Here is a 26,704-nt window from a genome sequence, read left to right on the forward strand (position 1 = left end):
AGATTAAAATAAGTGCCTGATACTGCGGGCCAAAGGAGATTTAGAGTCCGCAAAGAATTTTCTGGGATTAGCTATAAATTTCTTAAATTTCCTATTTTTTGCAGAGATATTCTCTTTGCGAGGATTCTCTTCTTTTACAGGAGCAGTTTTCACTTGAGCCTTATTCGCGACAACAAGAGCTGATGGCCCATTTACTTTCTTTGATACACCTTCGACTTTGGGTGGCACATCATTTTTCGGAGATGTTTTTTTTGCAACACCAATAGTTGCAGGCGATAAGAAAATTGACTCTATCTTTGAGACACCAGAATCATGAACAGAAACCAACTGCCCTTGCATTAATCTATGTAAGAAGGTTTCAAAATTCTTATATTCTGAAAAATTCATTGTCCCATCAATATTTCCGGCCAAAATATCATCTACGCAATCTTTACAGCCTGCCAGGGGATAATCCCCCGTAAAGCCTTTCCCCCCAAAAAAAGCATTTCCGAACTGCAATGGCTTTAATCCATTAAATGCCGCCTCAATAAGACTTTGCGAATTAAGACCAGCGACAAAATCAGAATTTGCAAATAGCTTTTCTATTGGATAATGATCAACTATTTTTATACGACATTTTTCCATCTCAGGGAGGTCAGAGATGTACTTCAGCAATATATCGCGAGTCAGGGATGTTTTAATATTGGTTTTTTTCTCTTCCCAGGGGTGAGACTTGAAAACAACATTAAACCCACTTTTAACCAATTCACCAATAAGATCCTTATAAAAGGAAATAGATGCCAGACCCGTGTTCTTATACTCCAGCAAAGAGAAATCATTAACAACCTGGCCTAGAATTGTCACTATTTTTCCAGGAAATGGGAATATTATCTCCTCACCAAAATCCGGCTGCTCTACATTCTTGTTCTTTGCAAGAATCACCTTGTTAATAGCCTTCATTCGCTCTTTATCCATATCATTGGCGGACAACTCCACAGCCAACGATTCATAAACAGCTTTATGGCGAATTTCACAATTATTCGCTATTGGGCCATATTTTTCCTCACAGTAATAATCATTACCAGTGAAGAGCGACTCCATTACCATTACCTTCGTAGGCGTGTAGCGCAGCAACTCAATTAAAGACCTCTGATATATCAGTGACCCGGAGAAGACGCAGCAATGAGTGAATGCCTTCTCGTCCGCCAAAATTTTCGACCAGAAATCAAGCCAATCCCATGCTGCAGCAAGGCACAGCATCAAGACAGGTTTGTTATTAATTAGCAGCTTATCAAAAATTCCCCTAGATGATTCGGGATAAGCAACGTCATACCATTCTGGTTCGACCGCAACCCTCGAAAGAGTCTCCGCCCGCGATATTTTGAAAAGATTAACGCCTCTCACATTGTAATTAAACAATGTATCTGCAGGCAAACAAGCTAAAACCCGTGCCTTCTCATTCAAATCAGGTGCCTTCGACTCATAATTCCCATACAGGGCAACCCAATCTTTTCTATCCTTAATAAATTTTACCGTTGACGCATTTTTTGCGATGAACTTATGAAAAGAAGGGAAATTCCGTTGATTAAGATGCAAATCATCGGGAATCAAAATACTATATTTTTTACTCATGTACGGCCTCCAGCTCTATAGCCAAGCTTTCTTCTTGGATGTTTTCATCCTCTAATACATCCAGATATATAGGTTCAAAAATATTCGCACCAATTATCTTTGAATATGCGTCCAGATTTCCTCGAACCGAATCACCCCAAGTCGGAATAGTCGTAACTTGGCTCAGACATCTTCTTTCCACCAGTTCAAACTCCATATTATCGGTGGCATATTTCATTATCAAATTTGCATCAATATCTGGATCCAACGTCAAGAAGAACCCATTATCTCCGTGCTTGATAAAATCCAAAGACATTCCGATTGGGCTTGAAAATACGGGGGTTCCAGTGGCCATAGCCTCTGGTATATTGGCAGGACCACCTTCATGACTGCTACACATCAATAAAGCATCTATTTCAGAATAGAAGCTTTGGAATAAACGATAAGGCAAACGCTCAAAGACTTCAATCTCAAATCCATATCGACGAAAATCTACTGCGTCAATACTCCGGTCTTGTCCAACCAATAGGAATTTCACTAAATCTGGATCAAGTCGCTTAATTAATTCAGAGAGATATGCCTCACCCTTTACACGTCGACCATAGCGCCGAGACGCAATCCCCAATGTAAATTTTCTTTGCCTGTTTTTTTCTTTCTGAATAGGCGACAATATTTTATTGTTGTAACCATGTGGAACAACAAATATTTTCTCTTCTTTTACACCTTCCTCATTAATGAGTATTTTTTTCTGCGTCTCATTCAGGCATATAACAGCTGATGATTCGTTATATCGAGGAATAAACCTCTGACGCGCATGCCAAATATCTGGATCATCCAAATCATGATGCACTGTGCAGACCGAGTTTTTTCTCAGCTTCGTTTCCAAATGTGGGCGATGATAGTGATAAACGTCAGCCTCTTCCAGAGGCTCTACACTTTCAACGTTATCAACCCATTCGGGACTATTCTCTCTAAAATATCGAAGAATAGCCGCAAAGATACCACTATCGATATCTTTGCTCATTACATGATTGATCGTATATTTTTTGATTTGCATTAATTTCCCCTGTCCCTTTAAAGCCCGAATACAACCTTCGCGCCAATAGCGATCTGATACATGATCTGGGTGATATCCTTCCAGAACTGGCGCTTTTTCTCATCCACCTTGGGCAACACCAGCACCTGATCGCCGGCCTTGAGTCGGGTGTTTTCAAAAAGCTTGCCGGTATCGACCTGCTCGAATGCACCATCGCGGTGCGCAACAACGACGCGAGCAGCATCTGCGGTCTGGGTAAAGCCGCCGGCACGATCGATATAGTCCTTGAGGCTCAAAGAGCCATCGAATGCAACGGCATTCGGGAACAATACTTCCCCACTGACCAGCACCAGACCATCCTTTCGCGGTATGCGAATGACATCGCCGTTTTCCAGCAACATATTGTCACGCTGGGAAGCCTGGGCTATCTGCACCTGGCCAGTGGGTTCCACCTTCTTGGCCCGCTCCACCCATTGCAGAGTCAGATCGGCTTCTTCCTTGCGCAGTCGGGCCTCTTCGCTGCTGCCACTACGTGCGGTTAGCAACGCGGTCTCAAGACTACGAAGGCTAGTGGCCAGCATCTCCTTCTGGCGATCCTTCACACTCTGGCGAAAGAGTTGAATGCTTTCAGGCTCTGCGTCTGTAGAGGTCTGAATGTTCTGCATCAGAGAGCCCAGACGAGTGCCGTAGGGCAGCACATATTCCTGGGAGTTCATGTGCTCGCCTTCGACGCGCACGGTAATGGTGCCTGGCTTTTTGTCCGCGGTAAATTCCAGCTCATCGCCGTTTTGCAGCACCAATGCATTGGCCTCCTGCAGCGGGTAGTACTCCGTGTTCTTCACGGTTCCGGTATTGCGAGCAATACGCACATGGGTTGCCTGGGCCTGTGGCTTGGCCAGCTGCATCAACTGAGCCACAGTTTCAGAACCCTGAGCAAACTCGAAGCGCTTGGCATTGTTCACAAGACCGGATACGCGCACCCGGTTGGCAATGGGGGGGACAAAAATCACATCCCCATCATTGAGTTGCAGCAGCGGCAACTGGCCTTTGAGCAGAAAGTCATAGAGATTGAAAGTGGCACGCACGGTGCTGCCGCGCTTGACCTGCACAGTCAGAAAGCTGCCGCGCTCGGGGTCGATGCCGCCCGCCTGGTCCAGATAGTTAAGCAGGCTGTCCATGCTGGTGCCGTTGTAAAGGCCCGGACGCATGACATTACCGCCCACAAAGATACGCACCGGCTGCGCAGCAGCCAGGCTGGCATAGCTATAGACATTGGCACGGAATACACGGCGTACTGCTGCCTCTACCTGTTGCTGCAGATTCTTGTTGGCAATGCCCAGCACCTTGATCGGCCCGACCTGAGGCAGAAAGATATTGCCTTGCGGGTCAACAGCGGCCACGCTATCAAAGGTAAAGCCACCCCACAACCGTAAATGAATGCGGTCGCCTACCGTAACCAGATAATCGGGGTTGAACTGCGTTGCCCCTGCACGCGCAAAGTTGCCGGTAAACAGATTGGCACCAAAGACATCGCTATTGAGGTTGGCCGTGTAATCTGCCGTCTGGGGTGCTTGCGGCAATACGGGAGCCTGCATGGGGACCGCAGCGCCAGAACGGCTTGCCGAAGCGTCGCTGGAAGCTCCGCTAGAAGGGGTCAATCCCAGCGCCTGATTGATCTGGAAAGGATCAATACTGGATGCCGCCGATGCATCCTGCCTTGAACTGGCTTGAGAAATCTGTGCCTGGGCCGGTACCAAACCAGTCAGCAGCACCGCGACTGCTGAGCTGAGACAGGTTCGCGCGATAAAACGTTGCATGATAAAACTCGAAAAATTCAAAACAATCAGTCGCGGTGGTCGCGCACGATAGAAGCCAGCAATTGCACCAACCCGGCCAGCAGCAAGGCCCCCAGAATAAAGGTGGCAATGTTATAGAGGCGGCGCGGTCGCATGGGATATTCAGGCATTGATGGGCTCTGAAGTACCAGCACCTTCTTCAAGGTACGTGTTGCTTCCACGCGGCCTTTTTCAAGCGCTACCAGGGCGCTCTTGTAAGCATCCTGCTGAAACTGCGCCTCCAGTTCCAGGCGCTGGTATTCTTCAACGGTCTTGTTCAGCGACTGCCCCTTGGCACTGGTCAAACGGGCTTTTTCCGTTTTGATCTGCTTTTCCACGGCCTGAATCTGCAGATCGACTTCCACAACCGCAGGGGCTGTAGGCGCGAGATAGCCCAGCAGCGCCGTCTTGCGGGCACTGAGTTCGGTCAACTGCTCATCCAGCTTGTTGACCACGCCGGCCAGATTTTCGGCTGCGGACTGGGGAGAAATCAGACCCTTGGCATTCTGGAATGCCAGAACACGCTGACGTGCGTCCAATGCATGCTCACCGCGCACCTTGACCTGCTTCTCGAGAAAATTCACCTGCTCCTGAGCCAGTTGGTGGCCCAACGTATTCATATAGCGCTCGCCCTCATGCACCAGTGCCTTGGTGATCTTCTGGGCCATTTCTGCATCGTAGGCCTGAGCCTGGATGACCAGCACACCCGCATACTCGTCATATTCCACACTTACGCGCGAGAGAAAATGCCTATGAAAAAATTCTAATGATGCATCATGGAAGAACATGCGCGAAAGCACATCGTGATCGTGGCTGCTGTAGTGGTCGCGCAGGTTCAGATCCTTATCCAGTTGCAGCAACATATCGACAGACAGCAATCTGTCGCGCAGCAACATCTGGTCTGCACGTGATATTCCATCGCCACCAGCCAACAGCGAGCTGAAATCCATAGCCTGCGAAGCCGCCATATCGGTTCGCTGAATCAGAACGCGGGCTTCAGAAACATAACGATCAGAAGCTATAAATCCCCAATAGATAATCGCCAATATGGATACGCATAATGCGATTGCAAGAGCCTTCATGCGCCAAATGGCCCGAAATACCCCATTAAAATTTCTTTTCTTCAACAAATCGGTCATTTGGAAATACTATCTTTATAGTTTCTTAAAGCATCTTCAATATCATCAAACCAATAAGCCTGACCATCATTGAGCCAGATACCTGCTTGGCAAAATTGACGTAGCGTTCCATCGCCATGCGCAACCATAATGAGTCCAGAGCGGTCAGCAATCCGTTTGAATGCATCAGCCGCTTTTTGTCGGAAAGATGCATCACCAGCAGATGTCGCCTCGTCCGATATATAGACATCAAAGTCAAATGCCAATGACAACCCGAACTGCAGACGAGATTTCATGCCCGAAGAATAAGTGCGAACGGGCTCATCAAAGGATGAGCCCAATTCGGCAAAATCTTGTATATAGGCAATTTTTTCCGTCATGGCTTGTAATGAATCAAACCCATGCAACCGGCAGACAAATTTTGCGTTCTGCCGCCCAGTCAAGGAGCCTTGCAGGCCGCCGCCATAACCCATGGGCCACGATACACGACAACGCCGCTCCACCGTTCCACGAGTAGGCGTATCTACGCCTCCGATCAAATTCAGCAATGTAGATTTACCCGCCCCATTACGTCCGATTAAGCCTACGCTGACATTAGAAGGGATAGTGAAATTCACACCCTTTAGAATCCAGCGGCCAGCGCCATGGGGTGTCTGATAACGCTTGTGCACATCATTGACGATAATCATTGAGCTCTCAGCCGTTGAGAAAAACGCACTTGCAATGCAAGCCCTAAGAAAATAGAGCAGGCAGCGAAAGCATAAAGATATTCAAAATTAGCCTCGGGCGAGGCATGGTATGTAGGGAAAAAGCTACTCCTTAGCAGTTCCAAGCCGTGCGCAAATGGATTGAGAAAAGCCCATTCCCTATACTTAATTGGAATAGCTGACAACGGGAAAATAGCCCCTGAAAGCAGATATAAGGGCCTAAAAAGAAAATTCACCAAGTTTGCCGCCTCAGGCACCAAATCACTGAGAACAGAAAGAATGAGACCAACACCAAGCGCACAAAGAATCAGCCCTACAAACGAAAATATTGATTCAATAGGTGATTCAGGAATAATTGTTCGGCCGAAAAATGCTAAAACCAGAAGCAAAGCCAGCAATATTATGAGCCCCATCAGCGTTTCAAGAGCTGCACGCACAATCACAGTGTCTATGGGGCGCACCTGACGATAGGCAAATAGTGCCTTGTTGGCATCGACTGCTCCCATTGATCGCTGGAAAACGTTCTGCACCGTGAAGTAGCCGGTCAAGCCCAGGACCAGCCACACAGCTACATCAGCACCAGCCATGGTGCGAGTGCGCAACACCGTATACAACAGCAGCATGAAGCATGCATGAAGCACAGGCTCCAGCACGATGAGCACCCAGGCTCCGCGCGTAGCGCTCAAGCGCGCAACGGCTTCGCGCAGGAAAAGTGCATTCCATACCGCAAAAGTAACGGAAAGTGAACTACGTGGTGCGGTGATCTCACCAGAAGACGGGGCTGAGTCCAAAATAAATCCTCGTTCTTTTGGACTCAAGACGCACTGAAATCCAATCGGCTGATTGTAAATGAAAACATAAGCAAAACCTTATTACAACCAGTCATCACACCCGTTTCACATTCAATTACATTACAAATAATCTATTGATCAGATCAAGTCAATTTATTTTAACTATTTTATTATTTTAATGTTAAAGGTAGTTAACTTAAATTTTTTCAATCTGCGGAGTACGTTAGCGCATGAATATGCTATTCATCTCTCGCACCGATTTCCGAAAATATCAGTCAAGAATAAAAAACCTAGCTTCCTGGCATTTGACCATTAAAAACTTTAGTTATTGAATATTCAAAAATAATATTCCACAGCACCCAGTACACAGCGGAGCCATCTTGATGCCTCTCCAAGCACATCTCCCAGAGAATCGACAATAGACTGCAAACCAAGACTCCAGACAGTCAATAATGAGAGCCTACTGTGCATTCGGGATGAACTTCCGGCAGAGCATAAGCATCTCTATCACTACCGCAGCAACATAAGCGCTGCTTGCCGTCTGGATTGACATGAACATCACTCAAGAAACCGCCTCCCCCGCGACCCCGCGCCTGACATCTCTCTCTCACGGTGGCGGCTGCGGCTGCAAGATTGCACCCGGCGTGCTGTCGGAGTTGCTGGCCAAAAGCAATCTGCCCAAGCAGTTTTTCCCCGACCTGCTGGTAGGCACAGAGACCGCAGACGACGCGGCCGTTTACAAGATCAATGACGAGCAGGCCATCGTGGCGACGACGGACTTTTTCATGCCCATCGTCGACGACCCTTATGACTTTGGCCGCATTGCCGCCACCAACGCGCTGTCCGACATCTACGCCATGGGCGGCACGCCGCTGATGGCGCTGGCCATTGTTGGCATGCCCATCAATGTGCTGCCACACGATGTGATTGCCAAGATTCTGGAAGGCGGTGAATCGGTCTGCCGTGATGCCGGCATTCCTCTGGCGGGTGGGCACTCGATTGATTCGGTCGAGCCCATCTACGGCCTGGTCGGCATCGGTATCGTCAACCCCAAGCAGATGAAGCGCAATGCCGATGCCAAGGACGGCGATGTGCTGATTCTGGGCAAGCCCCTGGGCGTGGGCATTCTCTCGGCGGCGCTCAAGAAGAATCTGCTGGACGATGCAGGCTACCGTGCCATGGTGGATGCAACCACCAAGCTCAACCGCCCCGGCGCCGAGCTTGCCAAGCTTGACGGCGTGCACGCGCTGACCGACGTGACCGGTTTTGGCCTGCTGGGCCACGGCCTGGAGCTGGCCCGTGGCGCCCAGCTCAGCGCACGCATTGAAAGCGCCAAGCTGCCCGTGCTGCCCGGTGTCCAGGCGCTTGCAGAGCAAGGCATTTTCACGGGCGCATCGGGGCGCAACTGGGCATCCTATGGCGAGCACATGCAGTTGGCATCGACCGTGACAGACGCCCAGAAAGCGCTGCTGACCGACCCTCAGACCTCTGGCGGCCTGCTTGTTTCCTGTGCGGCGGATGCTGTCCAGCAGGTGCTCAAGGTCTTTGCCGACAGCGGCTTTGGCGATGCTGCAGTGATTGGCCGCATGGAGGCAGGTGCATCCAAGGTCTTTGTGGACTGAGCGCCAGGCAGTCGAGAAGGAGCGCGGCCCTGCTCTCCTTCCACCACAGAATGCAAAACGCCCGGCTCAAACCGGGCGTTTTGCATATGAGCGTCAGACTGTGACTTGCGTCTAAGCCTCTCCCACAACCTCGGCCGTGGTGCGGCGGTCGATCTTGCGGCTCAGCACCACCGAGGTATAGGTCTGCTGGATGCCGTCGATCAGGCCGATACGGTCGAGCAGCGCATCCAGTTTCTCATTGCTCTCGCAGCGCACAAACACCATGTAGTCGTACTGTCCGCTGACGGCCGACACCTCTTCCACCTCGGTGAAGCGGTTGAGCGCCTGCATCACCGAAGTTGCTGTCTTGGGCTGAACACGGATACCGCAATAGGCGCGCACGGCAGACTGCTCCATGCGCGAGCCAAGGCGAACGCCATAGCCGGCGATCACGCCCTCCTGCTCCAACTTGGCAATGCGAGCAACCACCGTGGTCCGAGCCAGATTCATCTGCCGAGCCAAATGCGCGGTCGAGGCACGCGCGTTGGTCTGCAGCAGGCGCAGCAGCTGGCGGTCCGTTTCATCCAGTCGATATTCCATACCTTGTCTATCCAAATCTTGCCGTGCACTTACGCAAACGCTGCGTGAAACACAAACCCCAAGAACTCTCTGCCACCACCTGCAGCCATGCCTTGCGCCGAGCGGCTTCTGTTGCTGTTCGCCCTCAGCCAAACGCGTGGAGCGAACCTCAGCGACACCCAACAGCCAATCATTGTGTCAGCTAACCCAGCCTGGTAGTGAGCTTGTCTTTTCAGATGGCAAATCTGTATACATTTGTTTCAATCAGGCAAGATATATCAACATATCTGCACTTGCCTGCGCTTGTGACCATGGCAAGGGCGCACTGCGGTACGTCAGAGTGACTCCGGCCGAGACCAGGCCTCTGTCGTGGGCGAGCGGTCAAGCTCGCTCACAAGGACCCAAGTGCGCTCACCGAGTAACAGCGACACAAAAGAGCGAAGAGTCTAATGGTTGTTTTCCCGCGCTCATCGATGCCACCGACGATACGGCGAAAACACTCGGTAAGTTTGGCTGGTTTGCTGCAAATATCTGCAAAAGGTAAGTGCTTACCCTAGGTTATCCCTTGGTCTGGTGCGTCGATTTCAGCAATGCTTGAGCCCACCAGACTGCAAGCAGCCCCCAATCACCGACAACTGCGCCTGTGCTGCCCAGCAAGGCTGTATGTGCGATAACGCACCCTGAGCGCCCCAATCGCGCATGACTGAAAGCTTTGGGCTCGCTTTCATGCGCCCCAAGCTCACAAACAAAAAACCCTGCTCATTGCAATGAGCAGGGTTTTGGATTTTGGCAGGGGAGGAAGGATTCGAACCTTCGCATGCTGGAATCAAAATCCAGTGCCTTAACCAGCTTGGCGACTCCCCTACGATGGAACGAATTCTACAACGACTTTTCGCTATAAATTTCGAAGTAGTCCAAAAATGTGCAATTGCACATGGAATAGGTTTGCAGCCTTCCTTGCGTCAAGCCAGCTCAGTCACTGGCTGCCTATTCCACGACGACAGCCGTGCCGCTGGCCGAGACCATGAGCATGCCATTGCCCTGGCCCAGCACCTCGAAATCAAGGTCCACGCCAACCACCGCATTGGCACCCGCCTCGGCAGCGCGTTGCTCCAGTTCCTTGAGGGCAATTTCACGCGCTTTTTGCAGCTCGCGTTCATAGGTTCCAGAACGCCCGCCCACGATGTCGCGAATTCCGGCAAAGAAGTCCTTGAACACATTGGCGCCCAGAATGGCCTCGCCCGCCACCACGCCGCAATAACGGGTGATGCGCTTGCCTTCGATGGAGGGAGTGGTTGTGACGATCATGCTTTGCTCTCTTAAAAATCAGCGCAAGGAGACTGGCAGCCATATGCTCTGGTCATAGCGCTGCGCGTGGCAGAGGCAGATACAGGCCTGTCCTTGCCGCAGGCGCCAAGTCATCCGGTCGGATCAGTATATGCGTGCAATCCGCGCTGTTATCAAGGCGATGGCAGCTGCGTCCATCGACGCTCAGGGCTTCTCATGACTGACTCCCAACGACTTACTCCCAACTGCTCTGGCAGCGCAGACCAGCCTCCATGCAGCGCAGGATGCAGGGTCAAATCAGAAGTCAGGCCGCCCCATCAAGGGCAAGACGCCATCAAAAATCATGCATCCGGCAATAGCAGCTTCTGCATGCCTTGCACGGCATCGCGCAGAAAGCTCCAGGTCGTGGCTATGCGCGGAATCTGGCGCGACTCTACGGGCATGCTCATCCAGAAGGTGCGTGTGAAACAAGCCTGCTCGGGCAGCACGCGGCTCAGTATCGGATCCTTGTCGGCCACAAATGCCGGCAGCACGGCCAGACCGGCACCGGCACGCACGGCTTCGTATTGAGCGGTGATGCTGGTGCTGCGCAGCGCAAAACGCTCGGGCCGGTGCAAGGTATCCAGCAATTGCAGCTCGCGCGTGAACAGCAGATCGTCCACATAGTGCACAAAGCTGTGATGGCGCAGGTCCTCGGTTCTGGCCACCAATGGCTTGCGCGCCAGATATTCACGCTGGCCGTAAAGATAGAGCCGGTAATCGGTCAGCTTGGTGACGACAACCGAGCCGCGCTTGGGCCGCTCCAGCGAGATGACGATATCGGCCTCGCGGCTGGACAGATGCAGCATGCGCGGCAGCGCCAGCAGGTCCACGCTGAGCAGCGGATAGCGCAACGTGAGTCTGGCGAGCTCGGAGGCCAGCATCTGTGTGCCAAAGCCTTCGGTGGCCCCCACCCGCACCAGACCGGCCAGCCCCTCGGCGGTCGCTGCATGCGCCAGGGGGCCCCGCTCCAGCCCGTCAACCGCGCTTTGCATGGTGTTGGTCACTTCCTGCAACTGCCGCCCTGCCTCGGTCAGCCGCCACTGGCCGCCTTCGCGAGCAAACAGTACGGCACCGAGTTGCTTTTCCAGCGCTTGAATGCGCCGCGACACCGTGGTGTGCTCGACTCCCATGCGCCGCGCAGCCGCCGCCATGCTGCCGCTGCGCGCCAGTTCGCCAAAAAAACGCAGATGGTCCCAGTCCAATGTCTTTCCTTGCGATCCGTGGTTCAGTCGTTCACGCTGCCCTGCATCTTGCCCGTAAGGCCCTTGACCGCCTTGACGGCAGCACTGCGCTTGCGCTCGGCACTGCGCTGGGCCACCGCGCTCGGGGCGCGCGCGAACTCGTCGTTCTCGTGAATCAGCAGCGACAGCATTTCCATGAACTGCGCCCGTTTGTCGTCAGGAAGAGGCTCCAGCATGCGGCGCTGAGCGCGCAGCACCGAAGGCTCGGCGGCCACCAGCAGGCCGCGCCCCTCTTCGGTCAGGCTCAGCAAACGCACGCGCCGGTCCGCAGGGCTGGCGTTGCGCGCCATCAGGCCGCGTGCTTCCAGGCGGTCGATCACGCTGCCTATGGTGGAGGTGTCGAAGCCGATATTGCGTGCCAGCGTGCGCTGGTCGATGCCCGGCTGACGCAGCACGGCCGACAGGGCCGCGTATTGCACGGGCGTCACGCCGAATTCCTCGGTTTCTTCCATGAACACGGCTACGGCGATCTGCTGCAGCCTGCGGATGTGGTAGCCGGGATAGTTTTCTAATTCTGCGGGTTGGTATTGCATGTCTTGGGTGGCCGAAGCCGAGCCCGCCCTGCCTTGCGGCAGTTGAAGGGCCATGACTGAAAGACCCCGATATTCGCACGACTGCCGCCCCGATTCGAGCCAGGCCTGCTACCGGGTTTAACCCAATCATCGCTGACGCAGATCAACATTATGCTAATCATCAGTGTGCTGTTTATTTGATTCACAGCCTCTCTTTGACCCCATTCCAGGCCGCAAGCCGCCAGACCCGGCAGCAACGCACTGCCAAGCAGATACCAAAGAAAGAGACAAACCATGAGCCTTGCGCAAGCCCAGCCCTCACCGGTCAAGCTCACGGCCCGCGACGCCCCCGGCCAACCCGAGCCCACAACTGCGCTTGCGCAGCTGTACCGAGGTTTCGAGCAGGAAATGCTGGTGCCGCTGTGGACGGAAATCGGCGGCCTGATGCCTGCCCACCCCAAAAGCCAGGCAGCCGCCCATTTGTGGCGTTGGGAGAATCTGCTCAAGCTGGCTGATGAAGCCGGTCGCATCGTCCCCGTGGGCCGGGGCGGCGAGCGCCGCGCGATTGCCCTGGCCAATCCGGCGCTGGGCGGCCGCCCGTTTGCCACGCCCACGCTGTGGGCTGCCATCCAGTACCTGATGCCCGGCGAAGATGCGCCCGAGCACCGCCACACCCAGCATGCCTTCCGCTTTGTGGTCGAAGGCGAAGGCGTGTGGACCGTGGTCAACGGCGACTCGATCCGCATGTCGCGCGGCGACTTTCTGCCCCAGGGCGGCTGGAACTGGCACGCCCACCACAATGCGGCCAGCCAGCCCATGGCCTGGATAGACGGGCTGGATATTCCGTTTGCCTATTACACCGAGTCCCAGTTCTTCGAGCATGGCCGCCTGCATCTGGACCCCGAGGAGCGTGCCACGCCCGAGTTCTCGCGCTCCGAGCGCCTCTGGGGCCACCCTGGGCTGAGCCCTGTGGCCCATCTGCAGAACAGCCCGAGCACGCCTTTGCTGGCCTACCGCTGGGTGGATACCGACCGCGCGCTGAGCGAGCAACTGGCACTCGAAGCCGAAGGTCATGCTGCCACCGTCAGCCCAGGCCATGCCGCCGTGCGCTACACCAACCCTAGCAATGGCCGCGACGTGCTACCCACCATTCGCTGCGAAATGCACCGCGTGGCTTGCGGCGCCAGCACCCGGCAAAAGCGTGAAGTGGGCTCTGCCGTCTTCCAGGTCTTTGACGGCCAGGGCACGGTGACCGTGGGCGAGCGCCAATGGCAGGTGCGGCGCGGCGACATGTTTGTCGTGCCCTCCTGGCAGTTGTTCAGCGCGCAATGCGATGCCGACCAGGCGCAGCTGGATCTGTTCCGTTTTGCCGATACGCCGATTTTCGAGGCCGTCCACGCGTACAGGGCAGATACCCCCTGAGCCGCTTCGCGTCTTCCCCCTCAAGGGGGAGACAGCCTTTGCTGCGGGGCCGCCCAGGCCCTTGCCGGCTGTCTCACACATAGAACGCGTCTTTTTCAAGTACCTAGTCACCGATACCCATCAGGAATCACACATGACCCAAGCCAACTATCTCTGGGCACCATCCCCCGTGCAATCCCTGCCCGTGCGCGGCAGCGAGCAGCGCCTGCCCGTCAACCGCCTGTTCTTTGTGGGCCGCAACTACCACGCCCATGCGCTGGAGATGGGCCGCCCCGTGGACAAAAGCACAGAGCGCCCCTTCTACTTCACCAAGGCCCCGCAGACGCTGACCGAATCGGGCGCCACCGTGGCCTATCCGCCCGAGACCAGCAACTACCACTTCGAGATGGAGTTGGTCGTGGCCATCGGCAAACCTGGCTTTCGCATTCCTGCCGACCAAGCCCATGAGTACATCTATGGCTATGCCTGCGGCCTTGATATGACGCGCCGCGACCTGCAACTGGTGGCACGCGACAAGGGTCGCCCCTGGGATCTGGGCAAGGATGTGGAGCAGTCCTCCGTCGCCAGTGAAGTCGTGCCCATGGCCGGCAAGGTGATCGAGTCCGGCCTCATCGAGCTGAGCGTCAACGGTCAGGTCAAGCAGCAGTCCGATGTGAACAAGCTGATCTGGAATATCCGCGAAATCATTGCCGATCTGTCGCTGTTCTATCACCTGCAAGCCGGTGATCTGATCTACACGGGCACTCCCGAAGGCGTGGGCGCCGTGCTGCCCGGCGACCGGATCACAGGTCGTGTGGAAGGCGTGGGCGAGATTGCCCTGAACGTGGGCCAGCCCGAGTAAGGCGCGCAGACCATGAAGCTCTACAGCTTTTTTCGCAGCGGCACCTCGCACCGCCTGCGCATCGCCCTCAATCTCAAGGGCCTCACGCCCGACTACCTCCCTGTCGATCTGCGTGTGGACGAGCAGGCCGAAGCGCCGTTCAAGCGCATCAACCCTCAAGGCCTGGTGCCCGCGCTGACGCTGGACAACGGCGAGACGCTGATCCAGTCGCCCGCCATCATCGAATGGCTGGAAGAACGCTACCCCACGCCAGCGCTGCTGCCTGCCGACCCCGAGGCCCGCGCCCATGTGCGCGCCCTGGCGGCCGTCGTGGGCTGTGATGTGCACCCCATCAACAACCGCCGCATCCTGCAGACCCTGCGCCAGCAGTTCGGCGCCGACGAGGCCGCCATCAACGCCTGGTGCGCCACCTGGATCACGGCCGGCTTTGACGCCATCGAAGCCTTGCTGGCACAGGACGACACACGCGGCAGCTTCTGCTTCGGCAAGGCTCCCGGCCTGGCCGATGTCTATCTGATTCCGCAGGTCGAGAGCGCACGCCGCTTTGGCGTGGATCTGGCCCGCTGGCCGCTGATCAGCGCTGTCGATGCGGCTTGCAGCGCCCTGCCCGCCTTTGCCCAGGCAACGCCTCTGGCCCAGCCCGACGCTCCGCGATAGACCCGTCCCCTGCGGCCGCGCCCGGACGCGGCTGCCCAGCAACGCTTTGCAGTCCCTAAAAAACGCCCACCGGAGACAAACTGTGAAACACGAGCAAAATCAGCACCAAAGCCAATCCATACCTACGAAAACAGCTATTAAAACAATAGTTTCCGCAGCTACCATGCTGGCCGCAGCCGGCCAGGCGCTGGCCCAGGGTGATTCCTCCAGCTATCCCAACCGCCCGGTGACCGTGGTCACGGCCTTTGCCGTGGGCAGCGGCCCCGATGCCGTGCTGCGCATCGTGGGCGAAAAACTGGCCCAGCGCTGGAAACAGGGCGTGACGGTGGACAACCGCCCCGGTGGCGGCGGCTTTGTCGCCATCGAGTACGCGCGCCGCGCCAAGCCCGACGGCTATACCCTGCTGCAACTGGACAGCGAACATATCTCGGCCCTGCCCTATCTCTACAAGAACAAGAACTTCAACACGCTGAGCCACTTCGACCCCGTGGCCCCACTGTTCCTGACTCCTTTCTTTGTGGCCGTACCCACGAATTCGCCGTGGAAGAACATGGGCGACCTGATCAAGTCCGCCAAGGCCGAGCCCGGCAAGATCAGCTACGGCTCCTGGGGCGTGGGCAGCCCCGGCCATCTGGGCGGCGAATGGCTGGACTATCTGACCGGCAGCAAGATGACCCATGTGCCTTACCGCGAGGTCAGCCAGTTGTTCACCTCGGTTGCCAACGGCGACCCAAGCTGGAGCTTTGCCAGCCTGCCCTCCAGCCAGGGCATCTACAAAAGCGGCAAGATCCGCTATCTGGCCGTGGCCGCGCCCAAGCGCATCGCGCAAATGCCCGACGTGCCGACGGTCGCCGAAGCCGGCGGCCCAGCCGAGCTGGATGTGAACTCCTTTGTCTCCCTGCTCAGCCCCAAGGGCGTGGACACCGCCGTGCGCGACAAGATCCGCAGCGATGTGGTGGCCGTGCTGCAGGACCCGCAGGTCAAGGAGAAGTTCTCCACCTTCGCCTTCCAGCCCATGAGCTTCACCGTGCCCGAGATGCAGCAATTTGCCAAGAAGAAGTCCGAGCAATACAAGCTGCTGATTGAAAAAGCCCAGATCAGCCTGGATTGAGAGCCGCCTGCGGCCATCAAATAGATCACGGCACAGGCATACGCCTGCAGCCGGCAAAGCCCCGTCAGCACAGGCTGCACGGGGCTTTTTTCATTGGCGCGACGACCCGCCTCGCTCCGGATCAAGAAGGCCGCACATAGACAGCAGAGCTCCAAAGGCGTGCAGAAAACGACCTCGACCCGGGGTTACACTTGTTGCGAGGCGTTTCTCCGGACTTCCATCCCACCTCTAGAGCGCCCGTATGCCATGAGCCCCTGCTGATAAGCATCAGGGCTGTTCGGCAGCTTCCCGCCCAAGCCGCAGCGCCGCCTGTCTGCCAGGGCCCCATGCTGTTTTCACGTGACTCCACGTGATTCAGCCCCTTTAAATCGTTATAAAAAAATGAACAATTCCATCAAGACAGCCATCGCCTTTTTGCTGCTGCCTCTGGCTGCAGCCTCACAGGCTGCCGAGCCGCCATCGCCCATTGCTGCGGCCGAGCTGTACATCCGCACCCTGGTCAATCACGATGAGCAGGCCATCAGCCAGCTCAATGACTATCTGCGCCCCGACCGCCTGCGCTCGGGCCGCAGCGCGGACTATGCCAACGCCGCCGAACTCAAGCAAGCCGACAAGGACTTCCCGGGCGAAGTCACCGACATGGCCCTGCCCCTGTTCCCCGAGGCCCAGCGCAACGCCCTGCGTGCGCCCGTGGAAAGCCTGATGAGCACGGTGCAAAAGGCGCGCCAGCAATCGCAGTGCAAGACCGTCTCGGCCACCAAGCCCAAGCTCGACAAGCATGGCGTGCTCAATACCGATGTGAAGTTCAGCTGCCAGCTGGTCAAGACCCCCGAGACCTGGGCCGAGGGCATTCAACGCATGGTGCGCAACAAGCTCAGCCTGGATCAGGTGCAAGGCGAACTCAAGAAGTTGCAAGCTGCATACTCAGCCCCCGCCAGCTACACCTACGAGGGCGTACTTTCCCTGGGCATGGTGCCCAAGGACAAGGACAAGGCCTGGCGTAACGACTTCGCTAGCGAAGCCTTTGACGAGATGTTCAGCGAGCTCTAAGAGAACCTGAGAACGGCAAAAGGGCCCGGGTGGGCCCTTTTGCATTTTGCCGCCGCAGGTACTGCAGCCATGCCTGCACGACAAGCTCCAAAGCGCTGGCAGACATAGCATCCACTTGTGCACATTTGCACACCCTATGTGCAGTGTTTTCTATTGCTACAGCAAATCCGCACACATACCATGAGGAACGAATTCACCAACGGAGACACCTCATGAACGCACCGACTTCCGCCAAGGTTCTGGCGCCCACGGTCAAGCTGCTCATCAACGGGCAGATGGTCGAATCCAAAACCACCCAGTGGCGCGATGTGGTCAACCCCGCGACGCAGGAAGTGCTGGCGCGCGTACCGTTCGCCACGCCCGACGAGGTCAACGCCGCCGTGGCCAATGCCAAGCAAGCGTTCAAGACCTGGAAAAAGACGCCCATCGGCGCACGTGCGCGCATCTTTCTGAAGCTGCAGCAGTTGATCCGCGAAAACATGAAGGAGCTGGCCGCCCTGCTGACGGCCGAACAGGGCAAGACCCTGCCCGACGCCGAAGGCGATGTCTTCCGCGGCCTGGAAGTCGTGGAGCACGCGGCCAGCATCGGCAATCTGCAACTGGGCGAGCTGGCCAACAATGTGGCCAGCGGTGTCGATACCTATACGCTGAACCAGCCGCTGGGCGTGTGTGCAGGCATCACGCCCTTCAACTTCCCGGCCATGATTCCGCTGTGGATGTTCCCCATGGCGATCGCTACGGGCAATACCTTCATCCTCAAGCCTTCCGAGCAGGACCCCATCGTCACCATGCGTCTGGCCGAGCTGGCACTGGAAGCCGGCGTGCCTCCTGGCGTGCTCAACGTCATCCACGGCGGCGAGGACGTGGTCAACGCCATCTGCGACCACCCCGATATCAAGGCCATCAGCTTCGTGGGCTCGACCAAGGTCGGCACCCATGTCTACAACCGCGCCAGCCTCAACGGCAAGCGCGTGCAATGCATGATGGGCGCCAAGAATCACGCCATCGTCATGCCCGACGCCAACAAGGAGCAGTCGCTCAATGCCCTGCTGGGCGCTGCCTTCGGTGCGGCCGGCCAGCGTTGCATGGCGGTCTCCGTGGCCGTTCTGGTGGGAGAGGCACGCAACTGGATTCCCGATCTGGTGGCCAAGTCCAAGACCCTCAAGGTCAATGGCGGCACCGAGCCCGGCACCGATGTCGGTCCTCTGGTGAGCTGCGCGGCCCTGTCGCGTGTCGAAGGCCTGATCGAACGCGGTCTGGCCGACGGCGCCACGCTGGAGCTGGATGGCCGTAAACCCGAGGTGGCCGCCTATGCCAAGGGCAATTTTGTCGGCCCCACCATCTTCAGCGGCGTCAAGCCCGGCATGAGCATCTACGAGCAGGAAATCTTCGGCCCCGTGCTGTGTCTGGTCGCTGCCGAGGACATCGATCAGGCCATCGAGTTCATCAACGCCAACCCCAATGGCAACGGCACAGCCATCTTCACCCAATCGGGTGCGGCCGCGCGCAAGTTCCAGGAAGAGATCGATGTGGGCCAGGTCGGCATCAATGTGCCCATCCCCGTGCCCGTGCCGCTGTTCTCGTTCACGGGCAGCCGTGCATCCAAGCTGGGCGACCTGGGCCCTTACGGCAAGCAGGTGGTCATGTTCTACACCCAGACCAAGACCATCACGGCGCGCTGGTTCGACGACAGCACCACCAGCCACGGCGTGAACACCACCATCAGCCTGAAGTAAGCCGGCCATGAAACCCGACAGTGCAGCCCTGCCTCTTGCCAGGCCCGGGCTGCGCTGTGTGGCTTTGCCGATGATGGCTGGCATGTACGTTCAAGAATTGTCACGCTCCTCCCCCCTGCGCCCAGCCGCAAACACATCTCACAGCCCCGCACGGCGGCTGGCCCGTCTGTGCGCCCTGGCAGCCGGCAGCCTGCTGATTGCCCATCTGCCTGTGGCATCGGCCCAGGACAGCGAGCCGGCCCCGCTGCACTGCCCCTCAGATCAGCCACTGTCTCTTGCCTGCCTTGAGCAACAGGCCCAGATTCTGGAACGGAGCATGCAGGTGCTCTACCTGTACCTGCAGCGCCAGCTGCCGCAGGCCAACGCCCAGGCCCTGCAAACCGAACAGGACGACTGGACGCAGGAGCGCGACCGGCGCTGCCAGCCCAATGGCTATGTCCATGAGGCTGAGGACATGGCTGCTTGCCGCATCGGCATGGCCCTGAGCCGGGTCAAGGCCTTCAAGAACCAGTGGTATCCGCTGGCAAAGAACGCACAGGGTGAAAAGCAGCCATGAACCGGGCAAACTCATATCACTTGCGCCAGCAGGCCAGCCCGGGCTGCGATGATGCGGGCATGACGATCCGCATTCAGAAATTCAGGCAACCGCGGCCTGCAACCATTGACACCAAATCGCTTGCCGCTCTTCTTATTGCAGCAAGCTTGAGCCAGCACGCCCTGGCCCAGGCCGGAGCCGACTGCGTGCCCGGCGGCACCACGGCCCAGACCAATGCCTGTGCCATCAAGGACTTCCAGCAAGCCGACACCGACCACCAGATTCTCTATGGCGATGTGATGCGCGCGCTATCGGCCCATGAGCGCCCCGCCCTGCGCAAGGAGCAAGGCGAATGGAGCCGCCATCGCATCACCCATTGCAAGCAGGCCACAAAGGCCTTTGAAGCGCAGCCCGATTGGCCCAGCCGTTACCACGGCTGTCTGGTGCAGCAGATCACGGCCCGAGATGCGGTGCTCAAACGCTGGCTGCACCAGGGGCCGCCGGACTGAGCTGCAAAGCCGTCAGGGGCCAGAAGACGAGTAGAACAAAAAAGGAGACATGAAATGGACTTTGAACTCAGCGAAGATCAACGCGCTTTTGCCGATACTGCCCGTGCTTTTGCGCAGGCCGAGCTGGCACCGCATGCGGCCGAGTGGGACCGCGAGCACATCTTCCCGCGCGAGGCGATTGCCAAGGCCGGCGAGCTGGGCTTCTGCGGCCTCTATGCACCGGAAAGCATTGGCGGCCTGGCCCTGCCACGACTTGATGCAACGCTGGTATTCGAAGAAATGGCGGCCGTCGATCCATCGACCACGGCCTTCATCACCATCCACAATATGGCGACCTGGATGCTGGGCACCTGGGCCACCGATGCCGTGCGCGCCCAGTGGGGCGAGCAGCTCACCAGCGGCAGCAAGCTGGCCAGCTACTGCCTGACCGAACCCGGCGCAGGCTCGGATGCGGCCTCGCTCAAGACCCGGGCCGAACTGGTCGGCAACGAGTACATCGTCAACGGCAGCAAGGCCTTCATCAGCGGCGCTGGCAGCACCGATGTGCTGGTGCTGATGGCAAGAACCGGCGATGCCGGCTCCGGGGCTTCGGGCATCTCGGCCTTTGCCGTGCCTGCCGATGCGGCCGGCGTGAGCTATGGCAAAAAGGAAGAAAAGATGGGCTGGAACAGCCAGCCCACGCGCGTCATCAGCTTCGACAATGTGCGCATTCCCGCTCACAACCTGCTGGGCCGCGAGGGCGAAGGCTTCAAGATCGCCATGAAGGGCCTGGACGGCGGCCGCATCAATATCGCCACCTGCTCGGTAGGTGCAGCCCAGGGGGCACTGACCCAGGCACAAAGCTATATGCAGGAGCGCAAGCAGTTCGGCAAGGCCATTGCGAGCTTTCAGGCCCTGCAGTTCAAGCTGGCCGATATGGCGACCGAGCTGGTCGCAGCGCGGCAGATGGTGCGCCTGGCTGCATCCAAGCTGGATGCCGGCGCGCGCGACGCATCGACCTACTGCGCCATGGCCAAGCGCTTTGCCACCGATGCCGGCTTCATGGTCTGCAACGAGGCTCTGCAGCTGCATGGCGGCTATGGCTATATCCGCGAGTACCCGCTGGAGCGCCTGATGCGCGATGCCCGCGTGCACCAGATTCTGGAAGGCACGAACGAAATCATGCGCGTCATCATTGCCAGGCGCATGCTGGAGGGCGATGCTCCGGAGGTCATTCGCTAAGCTGCTGCCATCACGCAACGCAAGGATCGTCATGCCCGCCAAGCCCATCGCCCCTGAAACCCTGCAGCTCATAGATGCCGTGCGCGATGCGCTGCAGGATTGCACAGCCGTGGAAGAGAAGACCATGTTCGGCTGCCATGTTTTCATGGTCGACGGCAAGATGTGCCTGGGCGTGGAAAACGACGAGTTGCTGGTGCGCCTGCCCCCCGCCAGTCATGCGCAGATTGCGGAGATGCCGGGCGTGCGCCCGCTGTCCTCGCGCGGACTGATGGACGGCTACTTTCTCGTCGGCCCCACGGCCTACGCCAGGCGTGAACAGTGGCAGCACTGGATCAGCGAAGCCCTGGCTTTCAACCCGTTGGCAAAGGCCACGCCAAAACGCAAGACCGGCAGCAAGGCCAGCAGCGAGACCGATAGCAAGAAGCCGGGCGGTGGAAAAAGCCCTGCCGGTCAGGGCACCAGCAGCGGGCGCAAGCGCACCAGGGCTGCCCCGAAACCGGCTGATGCCGACGCCCCCAGAAAACATCCTATTTTCGACAGCGAATAAGCACAAAGGACGGACCTCATGGCCATACGCATAGTCCAGCTAGGCAGCGAACGCGCCCCCGACGAGGGCCTGCGCATAGGTACGGTGCGCAGACCGCCGCGCGGCGTGCCCAAGGCCGAGTTCGCAAGCCGCAACTACTACGACTGCTGGTATCCCGAACTCTCGCCCGAGGTGGAGCTGATGCAGCAGGCCCTGGAGGCCATCAGGCTGCGCACAGCCGGCCAGGAGGCACAGGCCGACAAGCTCTGGAAGCAGTTTGAAAAGCAGTTCCGCAAGCAACTGGCCGAGCCCGCAGCCGATCGCACCCTGGGCCTGCTCGCAGCCTTGTCGCACAGCTCCGCCTTTTCTCTGGGCTGCTACTGCGACGACGAGGCGCATTGCCACCGCAGCATCTTGCGCAGCCTGCTCGCTGACAAGGGTGCCATTCTCAAGAATTAAGCGAAAAACCAATCAATCGCTTATGGATAAAGCGCTAGACGCTATCAATTCAATAACAGCAAGGAGACAGACATGCAAATCGCTTTTATCGGTCTGGGCAATATGGGTGCCCCCATGGCCGTCAATCTGGCCAAGGCCGGCCACAGTGTCAAAGCCTTCGACCTGAGCCAGGAGGCCATCGCCAAGGTCGTGGCCGCCGGGGCACAGGCGGCCTCCAGTGCCCAGGAAGCCGTGCAAGGCGCCGAAGCCGTCATCACCATGCTGCCCGCCAGCCAGCATGTAGAGAGCCTGTTCCTGGGCCGCGACGGCGCGGCCGGTCTGCTCGCGCACATCGCCAAGGGCACGCTGGTGATCGACAGCTCCACCATCGCCGCGGCCACCAGCCAGAAGGTGGCCAAGGCGGCCCAGGCAGCGGGCATAGACTTTATCGACGCCCCGGTCTCGGGCGGCACCGGCGGTGCCATTGCCGGCACGCTGACATTCATGGTGGGCGGCAGCGACGCACAGCTGGCACGCGCCCAGCCATTGCTCGAAAAAATGGGCGCCAATATCTTCCACGCGGGCGGTGTCGGCGCGGGCCAGACGGCCAAGATCTGCAACAACATGCTGCTGGGCATTCTGATGGTGGGCACCAGCGAAGCAATCGCCCTGGGCGTGGCCAACGGTCTGGACCCCAAGGTGTTGTCCGAAATCATGCGCCGCAGCTCGGGCGGCAACTGGGCCCTTGAAAAATACAACCCCTTCCCCGGCGTGCATGAGAACGCGCCGGCCAGCAAGGGCTATGCAGGCGGCTTCGGCACGGACCTGATGCTCAAGGATCTGGGCCTGGCGCAGGACAACGCCACGGCCAACCGCGCCAGCACGCCGCTGGGCGGCATGGCGCGCTCCATCTATGCGGCGCACAGCCTGTCCGGCCATGGCGGCGAAGACTTTTCCAGCATCATCAAGATGCTGCAGAAAAAGGCCTGAGACCATGGCCCTGCCCCACGCCCAACCCGGGGTTCCCGTCGAAGTGCAGCCCCACGGCACTTCGCTGGGAAACCAGAAGACCGCTGCACTCTTCAAGTCCGACACCCTGGAAGTGATCCGTCTGGTGTTGATGGCAGGCAAACGCCTGCCTGCGCATCAGGTGCCGGGCGAACTGACGATTCAATGTCTGGAGGGGCAGCTCGCCGTCATCCAGGGCGCAAGCCGCCAGACATTGAACGCGGGGCAGCTGCTGTTTCTGCCCGCCCAAACCATGCATGAGGTCGAGGCCGAGCACGACTCCTCGGCCCTGATCACCATCGTGCTGCACAGCCACTAACCACCAAACCCGGTCACCGGCCAGCTGACCCCGCTCTGCTGCAGCGGGTATCACGGCAGGCCTCCGGGCTTGAAGCCTGTCAAGCTGTCAGCTCTGACTCCGCAAGTGCTGACAGCTATTCTTTCCGAAGCGGACTGCTCCTGCTGAAGACTCCTTGTCTGCCCACGCAAATCGACTCCTGCTGACGCTTTTCTCAGTGGTGCAAATCGCCGCCCTGTGTTTAAGATGGCCCCAGAGGAAGTGATCGCTGCGTTGCTCTCAAGGAGTTCTCCATGATGAAGCTGACTGGACAGAACATTCTCATCCTCGGCGCCGGCAAGATCGGCTCAACGATCGCCGACATGGCTGCCGAGCTGCATGAAGCCACCGTCACGCTGGCCGATATGCAGCCCCCGCCCGGCAACGACCCGCAGATCCGCACGCTGCAGCTGGACATCGACGACGATGCGGCGCTGACCCACGCGCTGCAGCAGCACTCGCTGGTCATCAATGCCCTGCCCTTCTTCTGTGCCGAGCGCGTGGCCCGGGCTGCGGCGCGGCAGGGCGTGCATTACTTCGATCTGACCGAGGATGTGGCGGCCATGCGCGCCATACAGGACATGGCGGCGCAGGCACGCTCGGTGCTGATGCCGCAGTGCGGACTGGCACCGGGCCTGATCGGTATGCTGGGCGGTCATCTGGCCCAGCAGTTCGACGAGCTGTTCGATCTGCAGCTGCGCGTGGGCGCGCTCACGCGCCATGCGACGAATGCGCTACGCTACCACTTCACCTGGAGCGTGGACGGCGTCATCAACGAGTACTGCAAGCCCTGCAACACCATCGTCAATGGACAGCCCATGCTGGTGCCGCCGCTGGAGGGGGTCGAGCCGCTGATCCTGGACGGCGAGAACTTCGAGGCCTTCAACACCTCGGGCGGTCTGGGCACCCTGTGCGAGACGCTGCAGGGCCGGGTGCGCAACCTCAACTACAAGACCATACGCCACCCCGGCCACCGCGATGCCATGCATTTGCTGCTGCATGGACTGCGCCTGATCGAGCGACGCGATCTGCTGCGCCAGGTGCTCGAAGGCGCGGTGCCCCACAGCCGTGAAGACATGGTGGTGGTTGCCGCCATGGCCAGCGGCAAGCGCGCGGGCCGGCTGGAGCAGCTGACGCGCGGTGCCCGCATCTTCGGTGCGGCGCTGCGCGGCAGACAGCGCACGGCCATAGAGCTGACGACCTCGGCCGGCATGCTGGCCGCCGTGGAGCTGTTCGCCACGGGCCAGCTGCCGCAGCAGGGCTTTGTGCGCCAGGAGCAATGTACGCTGGCCGCACTCTCGGGCACTCGCGTGGCCCCCTACTTCGAAGGCCTGCTCGGCTGAAGCCTGTATCTCACACCCATCAGGAGGGACTGCCATGACCGCCATCTCCGCAACCGACTTCCAGACCGTGCTGAGCCGCTGCGGCATAGAGCTGCAGGCCCTGGCGGGCAAGGATATCAGCGTGCACTCGCCCATCGACGGCACGGAACTGGCCAGTCTGGCCGCCCTGCCCGGTGCCCAGGTGCCTCAGGTCATAGACCATGCGGTGCAGGCTTTCAAGCAGTGGCGCCTGATACCCGCCCCGGTGCGCGGCGAGCTGGTGCGGCTCTGGGGCGAGGAGCTGCGCCGCGCCAAGGCCGATATAGGCCATGTGATTTGCTGCGAGGTCGGCAAGATAGCTCAGGAAGGCCTGGGCGAGGTGCAGGAAGGCGTGGACATCTGCGAATTCGCGCTGGGCCTGTCGCGTCAGCTGCATGGCAAGACCATTGTTTCCGAGCGTCCCGGCCACCGCATCATGGAGCAATACCACCCGCTGGGGCCAGTGGCCGTCATTACGGCCTTCAACTTTCCGAGTGCCGTGTTTGCCTGGAACGCGGCGATTGCCCTGGTCTGCGGCAACCCGGTGCTCTTCAAGCCTTCCGACAAGGCACCGCTATCGGGCCTCGCCACCTTCAAGGCGCTGGAGCGCGCCATTGCCCGGTTTGGCGACCGGGCTCCGGCAGGTCTGGCGCAGATCGTGCTGGGCGGCGCGGCTGTCGCCGAGGCCCTGGTGGACAGCCCCCGGATTGCGCTGGTATCGGCCACGGGATCGAGCCGCATGGGCCGCGCCGTGGGTCCCAAGGTGGCGGCGCGCTTTGGCAAGCGCATTCTGGAGCTGGGCGGCAACAATGCCATGGTGGTCACGCCGGCAGCCAATCTGGATCTGGCCGTGCGCGCCATTGTCTTCAGCGCCGTGGGCACAGCCGGCCAGCGCTGCACCTCGCTGCGACGCCTGATCGTGCACCGCGATGTCAAACAGCCGCTGCTGGACAGGCTGCTGCCGGCCTATCGCAGCCTGCGCATCGGCAACCCTCTGCAGCCTGACATCCTGGTCGGCCCGCTGATCAATGAGGCATCGTTTGAGGCGCTGCAGCACTCGCTGAGTCAGGCACTGAAAGACGGAGGTCATTTGCTGACGGGCGGCCAGCGCCAGCTGGAGCAGCAGTTTCCGCAGGGCTTCTATGTGGCACCGGCGATCGTGGATATGCCGGCCCAGACCAGCATCGTGCGACACGAGACCTTTGCCCCGCTGCTCTATGTGCTGAGCTACGACGAACTGGAGCAGGCCATTGCGCTCAACAACGATGTGCCTCAGGGCCTGTCCTCCTGCATCTTCTCCAACGATTTGCGCGAGGTGGAAGTCTTTCTGAGCGCGGCCGGCTCGGACTGCGGCATGGCCAATGTCAACATCGGGCCCAGCGGTGCCGAGATCGGCGGCGCCTTTGGCGGCGAAAAAGAGACTGGCGGCGACCGCGAGAGCGGCTCCGACGCCTGGAAGCAATATATGCGCCGCACGACCAACACCATCAACTACTCGCGCGAGCTGCCGCTGGCGCAAGGCATTCAATTCGGGTGAGGCACAGCCATTGCCATCTTTGACTGCCAGGGAACACCGGGCCCCAGAGAGCTGCTTTTCTCGTCGAGCGGCCAAA

General features: G+C 58.4%; 26 protein-coding genes and 1 tRNA gene. 16 read left to right on the forward strand and 11 right to left on the reverse strand.

What is annotated here, in order from left to right; all coding sequences use genetic code 11:
• Positions 1-3: 3 nt before the first annotated feature.
• From MPZ60_RS14830 to MPZ60_RS14855, 6 genes are read right to left on the reverse strand one after another with little or no spacing between them, the layout of a single operon-like run.
• Entirely contained in the window at positions 4-1,611 is a 1,608-nt protein-coding gene (locus MPZ60_RS14830; RefSeq protein WP_034358177.1) for a hypothetical protein, read from the reverse strand.
• Positions 1,604-2,647: a glycosyltransferase family 4 protein gene (locus MPZ60_RS14835; protein WP_080746233.1), complete on the reverse strand. Its 1,044-nt coding sequence runs from the start codon at positions 2,645-2,647 to the stop codon at positions 1,604-1,606. Before MPZ60_RS14835 ends, MPZ60_RS14830 begins: the two co-directional genes overlap by 8 nt.
• A gap of 17 nt (positions 2,648-2,664) precedes the next feature.
• Positions 2,665-4,443: an SLBB domain-containing protein gene (locus MPZ60_RS14840; protein WP_034358184.1), complete on the reverse strand. Its 1,779-nt coding sequence runs from the start codon at positions 4,441-4,443 to the stop codon at positions 2,665-2,667.
• 26 nt (positions 4,444-4,469) lie between these two features.
• Complete coding sequence (locus MPZ60_RS14845; protein WP_034358187.1) at positions 4,470-5,600, reverse strand: chain-length determining protein; 1,131 nt, start codon at positions 5,598-5,600, stop codon at positions 4,470-4,472.
• Positions 5,597-6,268 carry an ABC transporter ATP-binding protein gene (locus MPZ60_RS14850; RefSeq protein WP_080746234.1) on the reverse strand — a complete coding sequence of 224 codons (672 nt, stop codon included), beginning with the start codon at positions 6,266-6,268 and terminating at the stop codon, positions 5,597-5,599. Before MPZ60_RS14850 ends, MPZ60_RS14845 begins: the two co-directional genes overlap by 4 nt.
• Complete coding sequence (locus tag MPZ60_RS14855) at positions 6,265-7,104, reverse strand: ABC transporter permease (RefSeq protein ID WP_242607130.1); 840 nt, start codon at positions 7,102-7,104, stop codon at positions 6,265-6,267. Before MPZ60_RS14855 ends, MPZ60_RS14850 begins: the two co-directional genes overlap by 4 nt.
• 524 nt (positions 7,105-7,628) lie before the next feature.
• On the opposite strand from MPZ60_RS14855, the gene selD reads away from it, so the two are divergent.
• Positions 7,629-8,699, forward strand: coding sequence for a selenide, water dikinase SelD (gene selD / locus MPZ60_RS14860; protein ID WP_187771849.1), 1,071 nt, complete (start codon positions 7,629-7,631; stop codon positions 8,697-8,699).
• A 111-nt stretch (positions 8,700-8,810) separates the two neighbouring features.
• Here the strand turns inward: selD and MPZ60_RS14865 are convergent, their stop codons facing one another.
• The 5 genes from MPZ60_RS14865 to MPZ60_RS14885 all read right to left on the reverse strand — a co-directional run bounded on the left by MPZ60_RS14865 (position 8,811) and on the right by MPZ60_RS14885 (position 12,360).
• Positions 8,811-9,278, reverse strand: a complete 468-nt coding sequence (locus MPZ60_RS14865; protein ID WP_003067511.1) for an Lrp/AsnC family transcriptional regulator — start codon at positions 9,276-9,278, stop codon at positions 8,811-8,813.
• A 766-nt stretch (positions 9,279-10,044) separates the two neighbouring features.
• Positions 10,045-10,121, reverse strand: a tRNA-Gln gene (locus tag MPZ60_RS14870).
• A gap of 123 nt (positions 10,122-10,244) precedes the next feature.
• On the reverse strand, positions 10,245-10,565 hold the full coding sequence (locus tag MPZ60_RS14875) for a heavy metal-binding domain-containing protein (protein ID WP_003067510.1): 321 nt from the start codon (positions 10,563-10,565) through the stop codon (positions 10,245-10,247).
• Between the two features lie 320 nt (positions 10,566-10,885).
• The gene (locus MPZ60_RS14880; protein WP_003067507.1) at positions 10,886-11,788 is read right to left on the reverse strand and encodes a LysR family transcriptional regulator; all 903 of its coding nucleotides are present in this window, start codon (positions 11,786-11,788) and stop codon (positions 10,886-10,888) included.
• A gap of 23 nt (positions 11,789-11,811) precedes the next feature.
• Positions 11,812-12,360 carry a MarR family winged helix-turn-helix transcriptional regulator gene (locus tag MPZ60_RS14885; protein WP_034358594.1) on the reverse strand — a complete coding sequence of 183 codons (549 nt, stop codon included), beginning with the start codon at positions 12,358-12,360 and terminating at the stop codon, positions 11,812-11,814.
• 273 nt (positions 12,361-12,633) lie between these two features.
• On the opposite strand from MPZ60_RS14885, the gene MPZ60_RS14890 reads away from it, so the two are divergent.
• From MPZ60_RS14890 to MPZ60_RS14960, 15 genes are all read left to right on the forward strand, one after another.
• Positions 12,634-13,761 (forward strand): cupin domain-containing protein, encoded by a 1,128-nt coding sequence (locus MPZ60_RS14890; RefSeq protein ID WP_034358194.1) that lies wholly within the window; start codon positions 12,634-12,636, stop codon positions 13,759-13,761.
• A 133-nt stretch (positions 13,762-13,894) separates the two neighbouring features.
• Entirely contained in the window at positions 13,895-14,602 is a 708-nt protein-coding gene (locus tag MPZ60_RS14895; RefSeq protein ID WP_034358196.1) for a fumarylacetoacetate hydrolase family protein, read from the forward strand.
• Between the two features lie 12 nt (positions 14,603-14,614).
• Positions 14,615-15,259, forward strand: a complete 645-nt coding sequence (maiA, locus tag MPZ60_RS14900; protein ID WP_034358197.1) for a maleylacetoacetate isomerase — start codon at positions 14,615-14,617, stop codon at positions 15,257-15,259.
• 163 nt (positions 15,260-15,422) lie between these two features.
• The gene (locus MPZ60_RS14905) at positions 15,423-16,370 is read left to right on the forward strand and encodes a tripartite tricarboxylate transporter substrate binding protein (protein WP_122974747.1); all 948 of its coding nucleotides are present in this window, start codon (positions 15,423-15,425) and stop codon (positions 16,368-16,370) included.
• 381 nt (positions 16,371-16,751) lie between these two features.
• Positions 16,752-17,420 (forward strand): hypothetical protein, encoded by a 669-nt coding sequence (locus tag MPZ60_RS14910; RefSeq protein ID WP_034358198.1) that lies wholly within the window; start codon positions 16,752-16,754, stop codon positions 17,418-17,420.
• Between the two features lie 212 nt (positions 17,421-17,632).
• On the forward strand, positions 17,633-19,156 hold the full coding sequence (locus MPZ60_RS14915; RefSeq protein WP_034358199.1) for a CoA-acylating methylmalonate-semialdehyde dehydrogenase: 1,524 nt from the start codon (positions 17,633-17,635) through the stop codon (positions 19,154-19,156).
• An 82-nt stretch (positions 19,157-19,238) separates the two neighbouring features.
• Positions 19,239-19,712, forward strand: a complete 474-nt coding sequence (locus MPZ60_RS14920; RefSeq protein ID WP_233425174.1) for a lysozyme inhibitor LprI family protein — start codon at positions 19,239-19,241, stop codon at positions 19,710-19,712.
• 20 nt (positions 19,713-19,732) lie between these two features.
• Complete coding sequence (locus tag MPZ60_RS14925) at positions 19,733-20,200, forward strand: lysozyme inhibitor LprI family protein (RefSeq protein ID WP_370552204.1); 468 nt, start codon at positions 19,733-19,735, stop codon at positions 20,198-20,200.
• Positions 20,201-20,254: 54 nt separating this feature from the next.
• The gene (locus MPZ60_RS14930; RefSeq protein WP_034358203.1) at positions 20,255-21,421 is read left to right on the forward strand and encodes an acyl-CoA dehydrogenase family protein; all 1,167 of its coding nucleotides are present in this window, start codon (positions 20,255-20,257) and stop codon (positions 21,419-21,421) included.
• Positions 21,422-21,452: 31 nt separating this feature from the next.
• Positions 21,453-21,968 carry a TfoX/Sxy family protein gene (locus MPZ60_RS14935; protein WP_034358205.1) on the forward strand — a complete coding sequence of 172 codons (516 nt, stop codon included), beginning with the start codon at positions 21,453-21,455 and terminating at the stop codon, positions 21,966-21,968.
• Between the two features lie 18 nt (positions 21,969-21,986).
• Complete coding sequence (locus tag MPZ60_RS14940) at positions 21,987-22,406, forward strand: DUF488 domain-containing protein (RefSeq protein ID WP_034358206.1); 420 nt, start codon at positions 21,987-21,989, stop codon at positions 22,404-22,406.
• A gap of 72 nt (positions 22,407-22,478) precedes the next feature.
• Entirely contained in the window at positions 22,479-23,375 is an 897-nt protein-coding gene (mmsB, locus tag MPZ60_RS14945) for a 3-hydroxyisobutyrate dehydrogenase (protein WP_003067480.1), read from the forward strand.
• Positions 23,376-23,379: 4 nt separating this feature from the next.
• Complete coding sequence (locus MPZ60_RS14950; RefSeq protein ID WP_034358208.1) at positions 23,380-23,712, forward strand: cupin domain-containing protein; 333 nt, start codon at positions 23,380-23,382, stop codon at positions 23,710-23,712.
• A gap of 272 nt (positions 23,713-23,984) precedes the next feature.
• On the forward strand, positions 23,985-25,073 hold the full coding sequence (locus MPZ60_RS14955) for a saccharopine dehydrogenase family protein (RefSeq protein ID WP_034358210.1): 1,089 nt from the start codon (positions 23,985-23,987) through the stop codon (positions 25,071-25,073).
• A 34-nt stretch (positions 25,074-25,107) separates the two neighbouring features.
• Positions 25,108-26,628, forward strand: coding sequence for an aldehyde dehydrogenase family protein (locus MPZ60_RS14960; protein WP_034358212.1), 1,521 nt, complete (start codon positions 25,108-25,110; stop codon positions 26,626-26,628).
• Positions 26,629-26,704 lie beyond the last annotated feature (76 nt).

The organism is Comamonas sp. 7D-2, from assembly GCF_022749555.1.
Lineage (GTDB): Bacteria > Pseudomonadota > Gammaproteobacteria > Burkholderiales > Burkholderiaceae_C > Comamonas > Comamonas thiooxydans.

Coding starts and splice junctions, on each gene's coding strand:
- MPZ60_RS14830 (WP_034358177.1), bottom strand. CDS start 1,611: ATGAGTAAAAAATATAGTATTTTGATTCCCGATGATTTGCATCTTAAT.
- MPZ60_RS14835 (WP_080746233.1), bottom strand. CDS start 2,647: ATGCAAATCAAAAAATATACGATCAATCATGTAATGAGCAAAGATATC.
- MPZ60_RS14840 (WP_034358184.1), bottom strand. CDS start 4,443: ATGCAACGTTTTATCGCGCGAACCTGTCTCAGCTCAGCAGTCGCGGTG.
- MPZ60_RS14845 (WP_034358187.1), bottom strand. CDS start 5,600: ATGACCGATTTGTTGAAGAAAAGAAATTTTAATGGGGTATTTCGGGCC.
- MPZ60_RS14850 (WP_080746234.1), bottom strand. CDS start 6,268: ATGATTATCGTCAATGATGTGCACAAGCGTTATCAGACACCCCATGGC.
- selD (WP_187771849.1), top strand. CDS start 7,629: ATGAACATCACTCAAGAAACCGCCTCCCCCGCGACCCCGCGCCTGACA.
- MPZ60_RS14865 (WP_003067511.1), bottom strand. CDS start 9,278: ATGGAATATCGACTGGATGAAACGGACCGCCAGCTGCTGCGCCTGCTG.
- MPZ60_RS14875 (WP_003067510.1), bottom strand. CDS start 10,565: ATGATCGTCACAACCACTCCCTCCATCGAAGGCAAGCGCATCACCCGT.
- MPZ60_RS14885 (WP_034358594.1), bottom strand. CDS start 12,360: ATGCAATACCAACCCGCAGAATTAGAAAACTATCCCGGCTACCACATC.
- MPZ60_RS14890 (WP_034358194.1), top strand. CDS start 12,634: ATGAGCCTTGCGCAAGCCCAGCCCTCACCGGTCAAGCTCACGGCCCGC.
- MPZ60_RS14895 (WP_034358196.1), top strand. CDS start 13,895: ATGACCCAAGCCAACTATCTCTGGGCACCATCCCCCGTGCAATCCCTG.
- maiA (WP_034358197.1), top strand. CDS start 14,615: ATGAAGCTCTACAGCTTTTTTCGCAGCGGCACCTCGCACCGCCTGCGC.
- MPZ60_RS14905 (WP_122974747.1), top strand. CDS start 15,423: ATGCTGGCCGCAGCCGGCCAGGCGCTGGCCCAGGGTGATTCCTCCAGC.
- MPZ60_RS14910 (WP_034358198.1), top strand. CDS start 16,752: ATGAACAATTCCATCAAGACAGCCATCGCCTTTTTGCTGCTGCCTCTG.
- MPZ60_RS14915 (WP_034358199.1), top strand. CDS start 17,633: ATGAACGCACCGACTTCCGCCAAGGTTCTGGCGCCCACGGTCAAGCTG.
- MPZ60_RS14920 (WP_233425174.1), top strand. CDS start 19,239: ATGTACGTTCAAGAATTGTCACGCTCCTCCCCCCTGCGCCCAGCCGCA.
- MPZ60_RS14930 (WP_034358203.1), top strand. CDS start 20,255: ATGGACTTTGAACTCAGCGAAGATCAACGCGCTTTTGCCGATACTGCC.
- MPZ60_RS14935 (WP_034358205.1), top strand. CDS start 21,453: ATGCCCGCCAAGCCCATCGCCCCTGAAACCCTGCAGCTCATAGATGCC.
- MPZ60_RS14940 (WP_034358206.1), top strand. CDS start 21,987: ATGGCCATACGCATAGTCCAGCTAGGCAGCGAACGCGCCCCCGACGAG.
- mmsB (WP_003067480.1), top strand. CDS start 22,479: ATGCAAATCGCTTTTATCGGTCTGGGCAATATGGGTGCCCCCATGGCC.
- MPZ60_RS14950 (WP_034358208.1), top strand. CDS start 23,380: ATGGCCCTGCCCCACGCCCAACCCGGGGTTCCCGTCGAAGTGCAGCCC.
- MPZ60_RS14955 (WP_034358210.1), top strand. CDS start 23,985: ATGATGAAGCTGACTGGACAGAACATTCTCATCCTCGGCGCCGGCAAG.
- MPZ60_RS14960 (WP_034358212.1), top strand. CDS start 25,108: ATGACCGCCATCTCCGCAACCGACTTCCAGACCGTGCTGAGCCGCTGC.